This window comes from Mesorhizobium sp. M0954, assembly GCF_040319155.1.
Lineage (GTDB): Bacteria > Pseudomonadota > Alphaproteobacteria > Rhizobiales > Rhizobiaceae > Mesorhizobium.
Window position 1 is genome coordinate 159,523 of the sequence record NZ_JAMYNR010000011.1, and the last position, 14,016, is coordinate 173,538.

The window sequence follows — 14,016 nt, forward strand, 5'->3', positions numbered from 1 at the left end:
TTATGCGATTTTTATTCTACACCCATTCGATCGTGTCCGACTGGAACCACGGCAACGCACATTTCCTGCGCGGCATCATGCGTGAGCTGGTCGCGCGCGGGCACCAGGCTATCGCGCTGGAGCCCGCCGACGGCTGGAGCCGGTCGAACCTGCTGGCCGAGAAAGGGTCCTTCGCAATCGAGCGATTCCGGAAGGACTTTCCCGAGTTGATGCCGGTGACCTACGATGCCGCTTTCGACCACGAAGCCTGGATCTCCGACGCCGATGTGGTGATCGTGCATGAGTGGACCGAGCCGGACCTTGTTGCGCGGCTGGGCAGGGCGAAAGCAACTGGCGGGCGTTTCACGCTGCTGTTCCACGACACGCACCATCGCGCTATCTCGGCTACGCAAGCGATTTCCGCCTTGCGGCTTGAACATTACGACGGCGTGCTCGCCTTCGGCGAGGCGCTGCGGGAAAGCTATCTTCGCGCCGGATGGGGCAAGCGGGTCTTCACCTGGCATGAAGCAGCCGATGACCACCTGTTCCAGCCGCATCCTGAAATCGAGCGCAGCGCCGACCTTATCTGGATCGGCAATTGGGGCGACGACGAGCGCAGTGCCGAAATCAGGGAGTTCCTGGTCGGCCCGGTGCGTGAACTCGGCCTGAGCGGAACCGTCCACGGCGTTCGCTATCCGCGGGAGGCGCTCGCCGACCTTGCGGCCGCCGGCCTGCGCTGCGAAGGCTGGATCGCCAATGCCGACGTGCCGAAGGCGTTCGCGGCGAACCGCATCACGGTTCACATCCCGCGGCGTCCATACCGCGAAAGCCTGCCCGGCATCCCGACCATCCGCATGTTCGAGGCGCTCGCCTGCGGCATCCCGCTGGTTTCGGCGCCGTGGTCCGATGTCGAACGCCTGTTCAGGCCCGGCGTAGATTTTCTGTTTGCAAACAACGGTTCCGAGATGCGGCGTCATCTTCGCGCCGTGCTGCACGACGCGGACCTCGCCGCTTCTCTGGCGACATCGGGCCTCGAGACCATCCGCTTGCGGCACACATGCCGGCACCGGGCGGATCAATTGTTCGGCGTGCTCGCCGAATGCGGGCGCCGCCAAGCCGCCGACACGATCCTTGCAAAGGAGGCCGCCGAATGAAGATCGCATTTTACGGGTCAAGCCTGCTGTCGTCCTACTGGAACGGCGCGGCCACCTATTACCGCGGGCTGCTCAAGGCCTTGGCCAGGCTCGGCTACGACATCACCTTCTATGAGCCCGATGTCTACGATCGCCAGAAGAACCGCGACATCGAGGCGCCGGACTGGTGTGCCGTCGTCGTCTACGAGGCCACTCCGCATGCCATGATGCAGGTGGCGGCGCGAGCGGCGGAGGCAGATATCGTCGTCAAGGCGAGCGGCGTCGGTTTCGCCGACGACGCACTGTTGCGGGCGGTGCTCGATCACGCCCGTGCCGATGCGCTCACCGTATTCTGGGATGTCGATGCGCCGGCGACGCTTGGCCAGTTGCGCGACGAGCCCGACCATCCGCTGCATCGCGCGCTGCAGGAAATCGACCTCGTGCTGACCTATGGCGGCGGCGACCCGGTGGTCTGGGCCTATCGGGCAATGGGGGCGGCCGAATGCGTGCCGATCTACAATGCGCTCGATCCGGAAACGCATCATCCGGTCGGCAAGGATATGCGCTTTGCCTGCGATCTCGCCTTTCTCGGCAACCGGCTGCCGGATCGCGAGGCGCGCGTCGAGGCCTTCTTCCTCGACCCGGCCGGCCGCTCCGCCGATCAGCGCTTCCTGCTCGGCGGATCGGGCTGGGGCGACAAGCAGATGCCCGCCAATGTCCGATGGCTCGGCCATGTCGGCACGCGTGACCACAATGCATTGAACGTCACGGCCAAGGCGGTGCTGAACATCAGCCGCGACAGCATGGCGGCCAATGGCTTTTCACCTGCGACGCGCGTTTTCGAGGCGGCGGGCGCCGGCGCATGCCTCATCACCGACGCCTGGCTCGGCGTCGACCTGTTCCTGAAACCCGGCGAGGAAATCCTGGTCGCGCGCGATGGCGAGGACGTCGCCGAGATCATGCAAAGCCTTAGTGCCGAACGGGCCAAGGCGATCGGGACATCGGCGCTTCGGCGCGTGCTTGGCGAACATACCTATACGACACGTGCCGTTTTGGCCGACGCCATCTTCAGGCGCCATTTCGAGCGTCCGACCGTGGAGGTGGCCGAATGACAAAGCCGCTCGACATCGTCTTTCTTGGCCTGTCGCTCTCCTCATCCTGGGGAAACGGCCACGCCACCACTTTTCGGGGGCTGCTTAAAGGTCTCCACGAACTCGGCCACCGCGTCACTTTTCTCGAACGCGACGTGCCGTGGTACGCAAGTCACCGGGATCTGCGCGATCCCGATTTCTGCGCCTTGCGCTATTATGAAACGATCGATGATCTTCGCCGCAATTTTGCGCGCTGCCTGCGCGATGCCGATATCGTGGTCGTCGGCTCCTTCGTTCCCGAAGGCCCTGAAATCATCGACGTCGTGGCATCGCTGTGCACGGGTCAGTTCTGTTTCTACGACATCGACACGCCGATCACGCTGGCAAAGCTTTCGAGCGATGATTGCGAGTACATTGCCAGGCGGCAGGTCCCGTATTTCGACGTCTATTTCTCCTTCACCGGCGGGCCGACGCTTGCCCGTCTGACGGCGGAATTCGGCGCGAGGCGGGCCGAGCCGCTCTACTGCTCCGTCGACCCTGAACGGCATCACGGAACCGGTGATCCAATCCGCTGGGATCTCGGCTATCTCGGCACCTACAGCCCCGACCGCCAGGCGACGCTGGAGACGCTGCTGTTCGAACCGGCGCGTCGCATGCCGGAGCGCCGCTTCGTCGTGGCAGGCTCGCAATATCCGCGCGAAATCGCCTGGCCGGACAATGTGGATCGCATCGAACACCTGCCGCCGGCAGATCACGCCGCCTTTTACAGCCGCCAACGCTACACGTTGAACGTCACGCGCAGTTCCATGATCGCGGCCGGATGGTCGCCCAGCGTGCGCCTCTTCGAGGCCGCCGCCTGCGGTACGGCGATCATCAGCGATAGCTGGGCCGGACTGGACAGCCTGTTTCCAGAGCGGACGATCCACACGGCTCGCAGGACCGAGGACGTAGTCGGTATCCTGTCCGGGGAATCCGACGGCGCCCGGCTTGCCATGGCCAGGCAGGCGCGCGTGCTCATCCTCGCAGCTCACACAAGCATCGCAAGAGCCCGCGAATTCGTTTCGCTGCTGGCGCAGGCCAAATCGCCACGTTCTGTTCTCGATCTGGACGTCGAGAGCGCAGCATGACCCGCAGACGGGAGAAGATAGAGATGCAGCTATCAAGAAAGGCGCAACGGACCAAGACCGTGCTTGTCGCCGGCGGCGCAGGTTTCCTCGGTTCGCATCTTTGCGAGACAATGTTCCAGGCCGGCTGGCGCGTGATCTGCGTCGACAATTTCCTTACCGGCCGCATGGAGAACATAGCATCGATCGCCGATCGTCCGGATTTTCGGCTGATCAAGCAAGACATTTGCCGACCGTTGGAGCTTGGCGAACCGGTTGACCGCATCTTCAACATGGCGTGCGCGGCCTCGCCGCCGCGTTACCAGGCCGACCCGGTCCATACGACGCGGACTTGCGTCATCGGAACGCTCAATCTGCTGGAGCTCGCCGCCCGCAATGGCGCCCGGTTCCTGCAGGCGTCCACCAGCGAAATTTACGGCGATCCCGAACAGCATCCGCAGAAGGAAGACTATGTCGGCCACGTGAACTGCATCGGGCCCCGCGCCTGCTATGACGAAGGCAAGCGCACCGCCGAAACCTTATGCTTCGATTATTTGAGAATGGGAAAGGCCGATATCCGTGTCGCGCGCATCTTCAACACCTATGGTCCCAGGATGGACCCTGCGGACGGACGGATCGTTTCCAATCTGATCATGCAGGCACTCGAGAGACGGCCGCTGACGATATTCGGCGACGGGCTGCAGACCAGGTCGTTCTGCTACGTTTCCGATCTGGTCGACGGCTTGATCCGGCTGATGGAGGTCGATCCCAATCCACGCCAGCCGGTTAATCTGGGCAATCCGGGGGAGTTCACCATCCTGCAACTGGCGAGCCTGGTGAGAGGCATGACCGCAACCAAATCGGGCCTGAAATTCCTGCCGCTGCCGCAAGACGATCCTCGTCGTCGGCAACCCGACATTTCCCGCGCAAGAAAGCTTCTCGGCTGGTCGCCAAAAGTGCCGCTCAGGCAGGGTTTGATGCACACGATCGGCTATTTTGCCGAGCTTGAGACGGCGCAGATGATCGACAGAAGACGTCGAATTGCCGCCACCGTGCGTTCTGCATCAGGCCCGCTGCAAAACCTGCCGGCCTGAGGCGAGGAGCGTCTGGCCGCTGTATGATCGCGCGGTCGTTTCGGATTTGGTCACTTTTTCTCGTCGCGGGAACAACCCGTCCAGCTTCTGGTTCTGCCAAGGTACCGGGATGGAGACGATTGTGCATCCGAAGCGATCCGCCAAAGACATCGAACAAATGGCCGCAAAGGAGACGGCTGCCTTCCTGCGGCGCGCCTCTATCACCTATCTGGAATGTTGTGTGAGCCTGATGATGACGCATCTTCAGCGCGAGGAGGTAGCCGCGATCCTCGAAAAGGAAGCAGATATGCTGCGCCGGCTGGACTGATCCCGCTCGAGCGGCGGCAGGTCGCCTTGGCTTTCCAGGAAACGAAGCAGCGCGGCAGCGTAACGTCTTGCCGCGGCCGCCAGCCGGATCTGTTCCCGATCATCGCCCGATCGCTCAGCCATGCTCCACAAGCCAAGCTGGAAGGCGAGATAGCAGGGCTCGTAGTAGTGGACCAGTTTGGCATCGACGGGACGAGACGTAGTCGCCTCGACAGCTTTGCACAGTGCCGCAGTCGCCGCGTCGGAGAGGCTGTACTCGACACGGGCGCCGGCAATGTCCCAGGCGATGTCCTGGCAGCCGATCAGATCGTGCGATCGGCAATGGTCGAGGGCGTCCGTCTTGATCAGCGTTCCGCCGCGCGAAAGGATGAACTCCCACGGATGAAGCCGCCCGTCGATTTCGACCCGCTGCATGGTCTTTGGTGGAGCCTGTTTCGAGAACCAGTTCCGCAGCTCCGCCGCGCGGCTTTCGCCCAAAGCCTCGCTTGTATTCCGCACGGCCATGTCGGCAAGCGCCTTCAGCGAGGCGCCCGGTTCGGAGGCGGGCAGATTGGCTGCGCGCCAGGACAGATAGCGCGCGAGATGAGCGACCATTTTTTGTTTCGAATGCCTTGCCCGCTCCAGCGTTGCACCGTCGCTCCAGCGTTCGACGAGAAAGCCATGGCACAGCCCGGCAATTTCCGGGCCAAAGCCTGCGTCATGCAGCCTCCTGGCAGTCTCGGCCTTGTGCATTCCGATTTCACCGAGGCCGACGAATTTGACCGACCATTTTTCCCGGCCCGCAGAAGCAAGAAACTTTCGCCGCTCGAAGCGGCGGTGGACGGGTGGCCAATGATCCTGCGAGCCATAATGCAAGCGACGCCACTCTCCGGCGGATATTTCCATCAGGCTGACCGCTGTGCGGCCGATCGTCCTGGCCACCCAATCCCGCAGCGCCGGCAGAGCGGATCCCGCGGGGAAAGTCCGTTCGAAATCCGCTGTGTGTTGTTGGCAAACCGTCCATGCCTCACGGATGTCCGCCGATGCCTCGGCCCCCGGCCCACCCGAATGGCTGGGGAACAGATGGATGCGCCCGGCATCGATATCCAGCGCTTGCAGCCATGCGACGACGGCGTGAAACGAGCTGCCGGACAGGCCCGGGCCCTCATCGACGATGGCAAAGCGGGCCGACGGCTTCGCCATCCAGCTACCGATCAACTCCGGATCGGCGGCAAGCCGCCTGCGAAACGGATGACCGGTCGGACGGACGCTGACGGGTGCCGGTGCGCCGATGGCTGCAGCCACCATCGCTGCAAGCCCCAGGCCGATGCTGCGGATGCCGATTACGCATGTGTTCGCATCGAGACCCGACTGCCGCGCGGCGACCAAATAGCTTTCCGGATAGAGCGCGTAATGCGCGTAGCCCTCGGCCGTGCCGATGAGGATTTCGCCGTCGCAATCGAGTTCGGCCAGCATTCGCGGCACGTCGGCATCGATCGGGCCGTCGACGGCGAATCCGGCCCTCCACGATCTGCCCACGTCCCGGGCCAAGCCGACCAGGAGATTTGCGCCCGCGATCCGCTGTCGAGAATACCTGTCGATGCCGTTGGCCTCGAATTCAGCATCGGCAAGGCCCTGGACCAATTCCGAGGTCTTGATGAACAGGCCGACCAGGGCTGCGTGGCGTTCGATCCCGCTGGGCATGTCCGCAATGTGCCCGGCCGCTTCGCAGGCCGAGCTGCGAACATGTCGCGCGCTCTCAATTCGCTTGTGGTCGCCATAGACGATCATTGTCCCGTCCCGGTTGACCTCACTGCACAACTCGGCGAGCGCTACTTTGATCCACCATCGGTTGCACGATTTTTGCAGCCGGCAAGGAACAATCAGCGAGGCAGGCGGTTTGGCACGAAGAACTTACCTTCAACAGCATAGGCAGCGGTTTCGTGGGATCGAAGAAAGTTCGGATCGGAATAGTCGGCGTCGGCAACTGCGCCTCCTCCCTTGTTCAGGGCATCACCTATTACCGCGACGCAAGAAGCAATGAGCCCATACCCGGGCTGATGCATGCCGATCTTGGCGGCTACCATGTCAAGGACATCGAGGTGGTCTGCGCTTTCGACGTCGCCAAGGGCAAGGTCGGACGCGATGTGGCCGACGCGATCTACAGCGCGCCGAACAATACTTTCCGCTTTGCCAATGTAGCGCCTACCGGCGCCCGCGTCGAACGCGGACCGACGCTGGATGGCATCGGCAAATATCTGCGTGACGAGATCGTGGAGGCCGACGAACCCGTCGCCAACATCAGCAAGATCCTCGCCGAAAGCGGCGCCGAAATCCTGGTGTCATATCTGCCTGTCGGTTCGGAGGAGGCAACGCGCTTTTATGCCGAATGCGCGCTCGAGGCGGGCTGTGCCTTCGTCAACTGCATACCCGTCTTCATCGCCTCGCGGCCGGAGTGGCGCCGGCGCTTCGAGCAGCACGGCCTGCCGCTGATCGGCGACGACATCAAGAGCCAGGTCGGTGCGACGATCGTCCACCGGCTGCTCGCCAACCTGTTCCGCGAGCGCGGCGTGCGCATCGATCGCACCTACCAGCTCAATTTCGGCGGCAACACCGACTTCCTCAACATGCTGGAGCGCGAGCGGCTGGAATCGAAGAAGATCTCAAAGACGCAATCCGTCATCAGCCAGATCGACGTTCCCCTGGAGCCCGGCAACATTCACGTCGGGCCGAGCGACCATGTCCCGTGGCTGACCGATCGCAAGTGGGCCTATATCCGGGTCGAAGGCACGACCTTTGGCGGCGTACCGCTCAATGCCGAGCTCAAGCTGGAAGTGTGGGATTCGCCCAATTCGGCCGGCGTCGTCATCGATGCGGTGCGTTGCGCCAAGCTGGCGCTCGACCGCGGTATCGCGGGCGCGCTGACCGGTCCCTGCAGCTATTTCATGAAATCGCCGCCCGAGCAGTTCACCGACGCGGAAGCGCGCCAGCGCACGCTCTCTTTCATCGCCGGCAAGGACGAGCCGATGCTCGATGCCGCGGAATGACGACGACGTTCTTTCTGGTGCGCCACGCCGCGCACGACAATGTCGGCCGTTATCTTGCCGGACGGATGGCCGGCGTTTGCCTCGGCGAAGCCGGCAAGGCACAGGCCTCGCATCTGGCCGACCGCATGGCGCGCGAGGCGATAGCGGCAATCTTCTGCAGCCCGCGCGAACGCACGCAGGAAACGGCCAATCCGATCGCGCTCGCCTGCAATGCCGGTGAAATCGCGATCCGCGATGAACTCGATGAGATCGACTTCGGCACCTGGTCGGGAAAGACCTTCGAAGAGCTGAACCAGGATGCCGACTGGCGGGTGTGGAACGACCAGCGTCAGCAGGCGAGAACACCGAGCGGCGAGACCATGCTGGACGTGCAGCAACGCGTCGTCTCATTGATCGAGCAGGTCCGCGGCACCTACCAGAACCAGGGCGTCGCGCTGGTCAGCCATGCCGACGTCATCAAGGCCGCCGTGTGCAAGGTGCTCGGCCTGTCGCTGGGAAACTGCTTTCGCTTCGATATCGACCCAGCGTCGATCACCACGGTTGTTTGGGGGGACTGGGGGTCGAAGCTGATCAGACTCAACGAAGCTGCCTGACGAGGACTTGCCGGATGCGCATGGCTATTTTCGGTCTTACCGTGACATCGTCGTGGGGCAATGGGCACGCCACGCTGTGGCGCGGATTGATCCGGGCGATGGCCGGGCTGGGCTGGTCCATCACCTTCTTCGAACGCAACACTCCCTATTATGCCGGGACGCGCGACCTCGATCAGTTGGATGGCGGCAGCATTGTCCTTTATCCGGACTGGCAGGACATCCAGAGCGTTGCCGAGCAGGCGATGAGTGAGGCCGATGTCGTCATCGTCACCTCCTATTGCCCCGATGCCGTGAGCGCGTCGCGCCTTGCCCATCAGGCCTGCCGCGGACTGAAGGTGTTCTACGATCTGGACACGCCGGTGACGCTGGCGCGGATCGAACAAGGTGAGCCTCCGGCCTATTTCGGGCCGGAAGGGCTTCGCGATTTCGATCTCGTGCTGAGCTACACGGGAGGAACCGCGATCGACGCATTGAGGTCGATGCTGGGTGCGCGCCACGTCATGCCGCTCTACGGCCATGTCGATCCAGAGCGACACCGGCCCGCCCCGCCCAGGCCGGAGTTTGCCGGCGACCTTTCCTATCTCGGGACCTATGCGGCAGACCGCCAGGCCGGGGTCGAGAGGCTGCTGGTCAGTCCGGCTGCGCGCCTGCCGGAGCGCCGTTTCATCATTGGCGGCGCACAATATCCGCAGGAATTCCCGTGGAGCGACAATATTTTCTTCGTCCGGCATCTGCCGCCGGCCGACCACCCCGCCTTCTTTTCATCATCACGGCTGACTCTGAACGTGACCCGCGAGGCGATGGCCGAAAGGGGCTGGTGTCCTTCCGGCCGGCTGTTCGAAGCCGCCGCTTGCGGTGCCGCGATGGTGAGCGACACATGGCCGGGACTGGAGGCCTTTTTCCGGCCCGGCGAAGAGATCGTCGTGGCGAACAGCACCGACGACGTGGTCGCCGCGCTCGACCTGTCCGACGCCGAGCTTGACGCTATCCGCCGCCGAGCACGCGAGCGGGTGCTGGACGAACACACCTCGGCGCGGCGCGCGAAGGAATTCGACCGCATCCTGTCCGATGCACTGCACGGCTCCACGCATGGCGAGCCGTTGAAGGAGGCAGTTTGATGTTGGGCATCGTGCCCGCAGCCGGACGGGGAAGCCGCATCCAGCCGCTCGGCTTTTCGAAGGAGCTTCTGCCGGTCGGCAGCCGCATCGACGGCAACACCGAGCGGCCTTGCGCGGTCAGCGAATACCTGGTGCGCCGCATGGTGCGCGCGGGGGCCGACAAGATCTGCTTCGTCATCGGCTCGGGTAAGTCGGATATCCTCGAATATTATTCTGCCGGTTATGCCGACGCGACTGCGCTGTTTGTGGTGCAGCCCTCTCCGGTCGGCCTTTGCGACGCCATCTTCCGTGCCGCACCGCTCGTCACAGCCGATGAGACCGTTCTGGTCGGGTTGCCCGATACGATCTGGTTTCCCGAAGACGGCTTCCTGGCCCTCCCGGACGACGGCCTGTCCTTCCTGCTGTTTCCGGTGGACCAGCCGGAGTTCTTCGATGCCGTCGTTGTCGACCAGGACGGCCGGGTGAAGCAAATCCAGGTCAAGCAGCAGAATGCCCAATCGAACTGGATCTGGGGTGCGTTCAAGATGCCCGGCCGCACCCTTCACCAGCTCGCCGCGCTGTGGCGGGAACGGGACCGGTGCGACGAATATATCGGCACGCTGGTCAATGCCTATCTCGCCGCCGGAGGTGATGCCTGTGGCATCAAGGCTGGCACTGCCTATGTCGACGTCGGCACCTTCAACGGCTACCGCACCGCACTTCGCCTGCTTGAAAGCGCCGCCGGTACCAGGGACGATCAAGTCGACATTACGCTGCCCGGCCACCAGCACGTCCCTGTCCTCGCAGGCGAAAGAGGCTAGCCATGCTGCATTCCGATGCCGAAATCCGCCGCCGTATCGATGCGCTCGGCCCATGGTTCCACAATATGGAACTGGCCGGCATCGAAACCGCTCCCGACCATTTCCTTGGCAACTATCCGCTGATCAAATGGCGCAAATTCGCCGACGCCATTCCCGCCGATCTTTCCGGCAAGGCGGTGCTCGACATAGGCTGCAATGCGGGTTTCTATTCGATCGAGATGAAACGCCGCGGCGCCGGCCGCGTGCTTGGCATCGATTTCGATGAGGCTTACCTGGCGCAGGCGCGCTTTGCCGCCGAGGTAGCAGACTGCGACATCGAATTCCGGCAGCTCTCGGTCTACGACGTTGGCGCCCTGCATGAGCGGTTCGACATCGTGCTGTTCATGGGCGTGCTCTACCATTTGCGCCATCCCTTGCTCGCACTCGATCTGATCCGGGAGCACGTCGCCCGGGACCTGATGATCTTCCAGTCGATGCAGCGCGGCAGCACCAACGTGCCGGCGCTCGAGCAGAATTATCATTTCTGGACCCACGACCTGTTCGACCGGCCGGAGTTCCCAAAGCTGCATTTCATCGAGCATCGCTATGCCGACGACCCGACCAACTGGTGGATTCCCAATCGCGCCTGCACCGAAGCCATGCTGCGCAGCGCCGGCTTCGAGATCGTGCTGCAACCGGAGCAGGAGGTCTATTTCTGCCGCACCGGGGACGTGCCGGCCGGCGGCGGCGCCGTCTACCCGTCGAAAGGACCGACAAATGATTGAAGCCGCGATGATCTGGAACGAGCCCAACAACAAATCCCACTGGGATCCCGAGCTCGACCCCGACTGGAGCCGCTTCGCCGCTACGGCAATCCTGGCCGCCGACGCGATCGCGTTGGAGAATCCCGCCTTGACCAAGGTCCTTGGCGGCATCTCGCCGATCGATGCCGGCTTCATGACACGGATGAAGGAATTCGGCGTGCTCGATCATGTCGACGCAGTCGCCGTGCACGGCTTTCCGCTCGACTGGAACCTCTGGCAGATCCACGAATGGCCGCAGAAGATCGGCGAGATTTCGGCTGTCACCGATCTTCCGGTATGGGTCAGCGAGGTCGGCGTGTCGACCTTCGGCGCCGAGGAGGTACAGGTCTGGGGCCTGCGCCGGACCGCGGAATTGCTGATCGGCAACGCACCGCGCATCCAATGGTACAGCCTCTACGACCTGCCGCGCGAGTGGGAAGCGACGACGCGCCATCGCGAGGCGGAAGGCTCGTCTTACTACCGCCATTTCTACATGGGCCTGCTCCGCCAGGACGGCACGCCAAAGCCCGCGCTCGAGGAGTTCCTGCACCACACGCCGGCAATGGGACTGGTGCAGTGGTTCCATTTCGAAGATCACCGGCTGGACGACGCCGTTGCCTGGATGAAGCGCCTCGGCGTCACCAATCTGCGCACCGGGCTTTCCTGGGCCGACAGCTTCAGGCCGAACGCACTTGACTGGTTCGACCGGCAGATGGAAGCTTTGGCCGACTTCGACGTGACAGTTACTTTCTGCTTCACGCCGGAACACCGCGGAATGATGCCGCACCACAGCAGTCCGCCGCTGGTGCCGGAGGAATTCGCCGACTTCTGCGCGGCAATGACGCGCCGATATGCCGGCAGCATCGCTGCCCCTTCGTTCGGCAGGCTGCGCGCCTCCGCAGCGTGAGGAGCTTCGGCTCTCCAGCCATGACGCTCACCGTCCTCAACGTCGCCTATCCCCTCGCCCCGGTCGGGCCGGATGCGGTCGGTGGTGCCGAGCAGGTGCTGTCGATGCTCGACCAGGCGCTCGTACAGGCCGGACACCGCTCGATCGTGATCGGCTGCCAGGGCTCGAGCGCTGCGGGTGTCCTCATCGAGACGCCGGCCGAACCGGGCGTGCTCGATGAAGCGGCCAAGCGCCGGGCGCAGCGTGCTCATTGCGCCGCAATTGCTGCCGCACGGGCTCGCTGGCGAATCGACGTGGTCCATTTGCACGGTATCGATTTCGATGCCTATCTGCCGGGCGACGGGCCGACATTGGTGACCCTGCATTTGCCGCTCGACTGGTATCCGGCCGACGCCCTCAATCCGGCGCGGGAGGATCTGTGGCTGCATGCGGTATCGGCGGCTCAGCAAAGAACCGCACCGCCGGGAGCCAGGCTGATTGGGCCGATTCCCAACGGAGTGGACGTCGACGCGCTGAGCGAGCCGCAGGCCAAACACGACTTTGCGCTCGTGCTCAGCCGCGTCTGCCCGGAAAAGGGCATCCATCTGGCGCTCGACGCAGCCAAGAAGGCCAGCGTGCCGCTGGTCATCGGTGGCAAGGTCTACCCCTATGAAACGCACACAGCGTATTTTCGCGACGAGGTCGAACGCCGGCTGGACGACCGGCGCCGCTTCCTTGGTCCGCTCGGCTTTGTCGCCAAGCGGCGCCTGCTGAATACAGCCCGCTGCCTAGTCATCCCGAGCCTTGCCGCGGAGACCAGTTCGCTCGTCGCAATGGAGGCGCTCGCCTGCGGCACCCCCGTGGTGGCCTTCCCGAATGGCGCACTGCCGGATGTGGTCGAGCACGGCAAGACCGGGTATCTGGTCGGGGATGTCGACGAGATGGCCGAAGCCATCGCTGCCGCACCCAGCCTGGACCCCGAGACCTGCCGAGCCGAGGCGCGGCGGCGCTTTTCACTCGACCGCATGGTTTCCTCCTACATGGACGCCTATCGGGCGCTGGCACGGCTCGGCACAGACAGCGGGCAGCTCGCGACGGCGAGGTGAGCAGGACATGCTCCGCAGTCAGATCATCGACGATCCGGCGGACCTCGAAGCCCTCGAGCCGCACTGGTGGGAACTCTGGTCGCGCAGTCCCTCGGCGACGCCGTTCCAGTCTCCCGCATGGTTGCTGCCATGGTGGCGGACATTTGCTCCCGGCGAGCTGGCGACGGTCGCCGTCTGGCGTGGCGACGATCTGGTCGGCCTGGCGCCACTCTATCTGGAACGCCACGACGCCGGCGCGCGATTGCTTCCGCTCGGCATTTCGTTGAGCGACTATCTGGATGTCCTTTGTCTTCCCGAGATGGCCGAACCGGTCGGCGCAGTCATCGGTGGCGCCGTTCTTTCCGTCGGCTGGTCACAGTGGATCTTGCAGGATCTGCCTCCCGGCGGCGCCGGCCTTGCCATCAGGCATGCCGCGCTCGAATCGTGCCAACCCGTCGGTCACGCCGCTTGCCCGGTGCTCGCCCTCGCCGGCGACCAGACGCTTCAAGGCTGCGTTCCGGCACGGCGGAGGCGCCAATTGCGGCGCGCCCACAGGGCCGCGTCGAGACGCGGCAGTGTCTCCATCGAACCCGCTTTGTCCGATCCGCAGACATTCATCGACCACCTGATCCGCCTTCACCGCGCGCGCTGGGCCGGACACGGCGACGGCGTTCTGTCCGATTCCCGCGTTGAAGCATTCCACCGTCAGGCGCTGCCGCAGCTGGTCGCACAGGTGCTTGCCCGATGCTGGCTCATCACGATCGGTAACGCGATCGTGGGCGCCTATTACGGGTTCCATCATCGTGGCCGCGCTTGCGCTTACCTCGGTGGCTTCGATCCGGCCTATGCCGAGGAAAGTCCTGGCGCGCTGCTCATCGGCCAGGCGATAAGGCAGGCGATCTGCGAAGGCGCGGAAGAGTTCGATTTTCTGCGCGGACAAGAGGCCTACAAGTACAGCTGGGGCGCCGTCGACCGGTGGACGATGCGCAAGATCTGGACGCGGAGCAAAGGGCGATGAGC

14 protein-coding genes are annotated in these 14,016 nt (G+C 63.8%); 13 read left to right on the top strand and 1 reads right to left on the bottom strand.

The window, feature by feature from the left end; all coding sequences use genetic code 11:
- Positions 1 to 2: 2 nt before the first annotated feature.
- The 5 genes from NKH93_RS17315 (at position 3) to NKH93_RS17335 (ending at position 4,707) form a co-directional block, all read left to right on the top strand.
- Positions 3 to 1,133, top strand: coding sequence for a CgeB family protein (locus NKH93_RS17315; RefSeq protein ID WP_352971081.1), 1,131 nt, complete (start codon positions 3 to 5; stop codon positions 1,131 to 1,133).
- Entirely contained in the window at positions 1,130 to 2,224 is a 1,095-nt protein-coding gene (locus NKH93_RS17320) for a CgeB family protein (protein WP_352971083.1), read from the top strand. Before NKH93_RS17315 ends, NKH93_RS17320 begins: the two co-directional genes overlap by 4 nt.
- Positions 2,221 to 3,330, top strand: coding sequence for a CgeB family protein (locus NKH93_RS17325; protein WP_352971085.1), 1,110 nt, complete (start codon positions 2,221 to 2,223; stop codon positions 3,328 to 3,330). The genes NKH93_RS17320 and NKH93_RS17325 overlap by 4 nt, the downstream gene beginning before the upstream one ends.
- A 23-nt stretch (positions 3,331 to 3,353) precedes the next feature.
- A complete protein-coding gene (locus tag NKH93_RS17330; protein ID WP_352971088.1) occupies positions 3,354 to 4,400 on the top strand; it encodes a UDP-glucuronic acid decarboxylase family protein in 1,047 nt (348 codons plus the stop codon).
- Positions 4,401 to 4,509: 109 nt separating this feature from the next.
- Positions 4,510 to 4,707, top strand: a complete 198-nt coding sequence (locus tag NKH93_RS17335) for a hypothetical protein (RefSeq protein ID WP_023676132.1) — start codon at positions 4,510 to 4,512, stop codon at positions 4,705 to 4,707.
- On the opposite strand, the gene NKH93_RS17340 is transcribed toward NKH93_RS17335, so the two are convergent.
- Positions 4,644 to 6,476, bottom strand: a complete 1,833-nt coding sequence (locus tag NKH93_RS17340) for a hypothetical protein (protein WP_352971090.1) — start codon at positions 6,474 to 6,476, stop codon at positions 4,644 to 4,646. The two genes, NKH93_RS17335 and NKH93_RS17340, sit on opposite strands and share 64 nt — an antisense overlap.
- Before the next feature lie 152 nt (positions 6,477 to 6,628).
- Between NKH93_RS17340 and NKH93_RS17345 the strand changes: the two genes are divergently transcribed.
- The 8 genes from NKH93_RS17345 to NKH93_RS17380 are packed head-to-tail and all read left to right on the top strand — an operon-like array spanning position 6,629 to position 14,014.
- On the top strand, positions 6,629 to 7,732 hold the full coding sequence (locus tag NKH93_RS17345) for an inositol-3-phosphate synthase (protein WP_352971092.1): 1,104 nt from the start codon (positions 6,629 to 6,631) through the stop codon (positions 7,730 to 7,732).
- Positions 7,729 to 8,325 (top strand): histidine phosphatase family protein, encoded by a 597-nt coding sequence (locus NKH93_RS17350; protein WP_352971095.1) that lies wholly within the window; start codon positions 7,729 to 7,731, stop codon positions 8,323 to 8,325. Before NKH93_RS17345 ends, NKH93_RS17350 begins: the two co-directional genes overlap by 4 nt.
- A 14-nt stretch (positions 8,326 to 8,339) precedes the next feature.
- Complete coding sequence (locus NKH93_RS17355) at positions 8,340 to 9,443, top strand: CgeB family protein (protein WP_352971097.1); 1,104 nt, start codon at positions 8,340 to 8,342, stop codon at positions 9,441 to 9,443.
- Entirely contained in the window at positions 9,443 to 10,243 is an 801-nt protein-coding gene (locus NKH93_RS17360) for a nucleotidyltransferase family protein (protein ID WP_352971099.1), read from the top strand. Before NKH93_RS17355 ends, NKH93_RS17360 begins: the two co-directional genes overlap by 1 nt.
- A 2-nt stretch (positions 10,244 to 10,245) precedes the next feature.
- Positions 10,246 to 11,007: a TIGR04290 family methyltransferase gene (locus NKH93_RS17365; RefSeq protein WP_352472873.1), complete on the top strand. Its 762-nt coding sequence runs from the start codon at positions 10,246 to 10,248 to the stop codon at positions 11,005 to 11,007.
- Entirely contained in the window at positions 11,000 to 11,932 is a 933-nt protein-coding gene (locus tag NKH93_RS17370; RefSeq protein WP_352502177.1) for a glycoside hydrolase 5 family protein, read from the top strand. The genes NKH93_RS17365 and NKH93_RS17370 overlap by 8 nt, the downstream gene beginning before the upstream one ends.
- Positions 11,933 to 11,952: 20 nt before the next feature.
- Positions 11,953 to 13,017, top strand: coding sequence for a glycosyltransferase (locus NKH93_RS17375; RefSeq protein ID WP_352971102.1), 1,065 nt, complete (start codon positions 11,953 to 11,955; stop codon positions 13,015 to 13,017).
- A 7-nt stretch (positions 13,018 to 13,024) separates the two neighbouring features.
- Positions 13,025 to 14,014: a GNAT family N-acetyltransferase gene (locus tag NKH93_RS17380; protein WP_352971105.1), complete on the top strand. Its 990-nt coding sequence runs from the start codon at positions 13,025 to 13,027 to the stop codon at positions 14,012 to 14,014.
- The last annotated feature ends 2 nt before the right edge of the window (positions 14,015 to 14,016 follow it).

Coding starts and splice junctions, on each gene's coding strand:
- NKH93_RS17315 (WP_352971081.1), top strand. CDS start 3: ATGCGATTTTTATTCTACACCCATTCGATCGTGTCCGACTGGAACCAC.
- NKH93_RS17320 (WP_352971083.1), top strand. CDS start 1,130: ATGAAGATCGCATTTTACGGGTCAAGCCTGCTGTCGTCCTACTGGAAC.
- NKH93_RS17325 (WP_352971085.1), top strand. CDS start 2,221: ATGACAAAGCCGCTCGACATCGTCTTTCTTGGCCTGTCGCTCTCCTCA.
- NKH93_RS17330 (WP_352971088.1), top strand. CDS start 3,354: ATGCAGCTATCAAGAAAGGCGCAACGGACCAAGACCGTGCTTGTCGCC.
- NKH93_RS17335 (WP_023676132.1), top strand. CDS start 4,510: ATGGAGACGATTGTGCATCCGAAGCGATCCGCCAAAGACATCGAACAA.
- NKH93_RS17340 (WP_352971090.1), bottom strand. CDS start 6,476: ATGATCGTCTATGGCGACCACAAGCGAATTGAGAGCGCGCGACATGTT.
- NKH93_RS17350 (WP_352971095.1), top strand. CDS start 7,729: ATGACGACGACGTTCTTTCTGGTGCGCCACGCCGCGCACGACAATGTC.
- NKH93_RS17355 (WP_352971097.1), top strand. CDS start 8,340: ATGCGCATGGCTATTTTCGGTCTTACCGTGACATCGTCGTGGGGCAAT.
- NKH93_RS17360 (WP_352971099.1), top strand. CDS start 9,443: ATGTTGGGCATCGTGCCCGCAGCCGGACGGGGAAGCCGCATCCAGCCG.
- NKH93_RS17365 (WP_352472873.1), top strand. CDS start 10,246: ATGCTGCATTCCGATGCCGAAATCCGCCGCCGTATCGATGCGCTCGGC.
- NKH93_RS17370 (WP_352502177.1), top strand. CDS start 11,000: ATGATTGAAGCCGCGATGATCTGGAACGAGCCCAACAACAAATCCCAC.
- NKH93_RS17375 (WP_352971102.1), top strand. CDS start 11,953: ATGACGCTCACCGTCCTCAACGTCGCCTATCCCCTCGCCCCGGTCGGG.
- NKH93_RS17380 (WP_352971105.1), top strand. CDS start 13,025: ATGCTCCGCAGTCAGATCATCGACGATCCGGCGGACCTCGAAGCCCTC.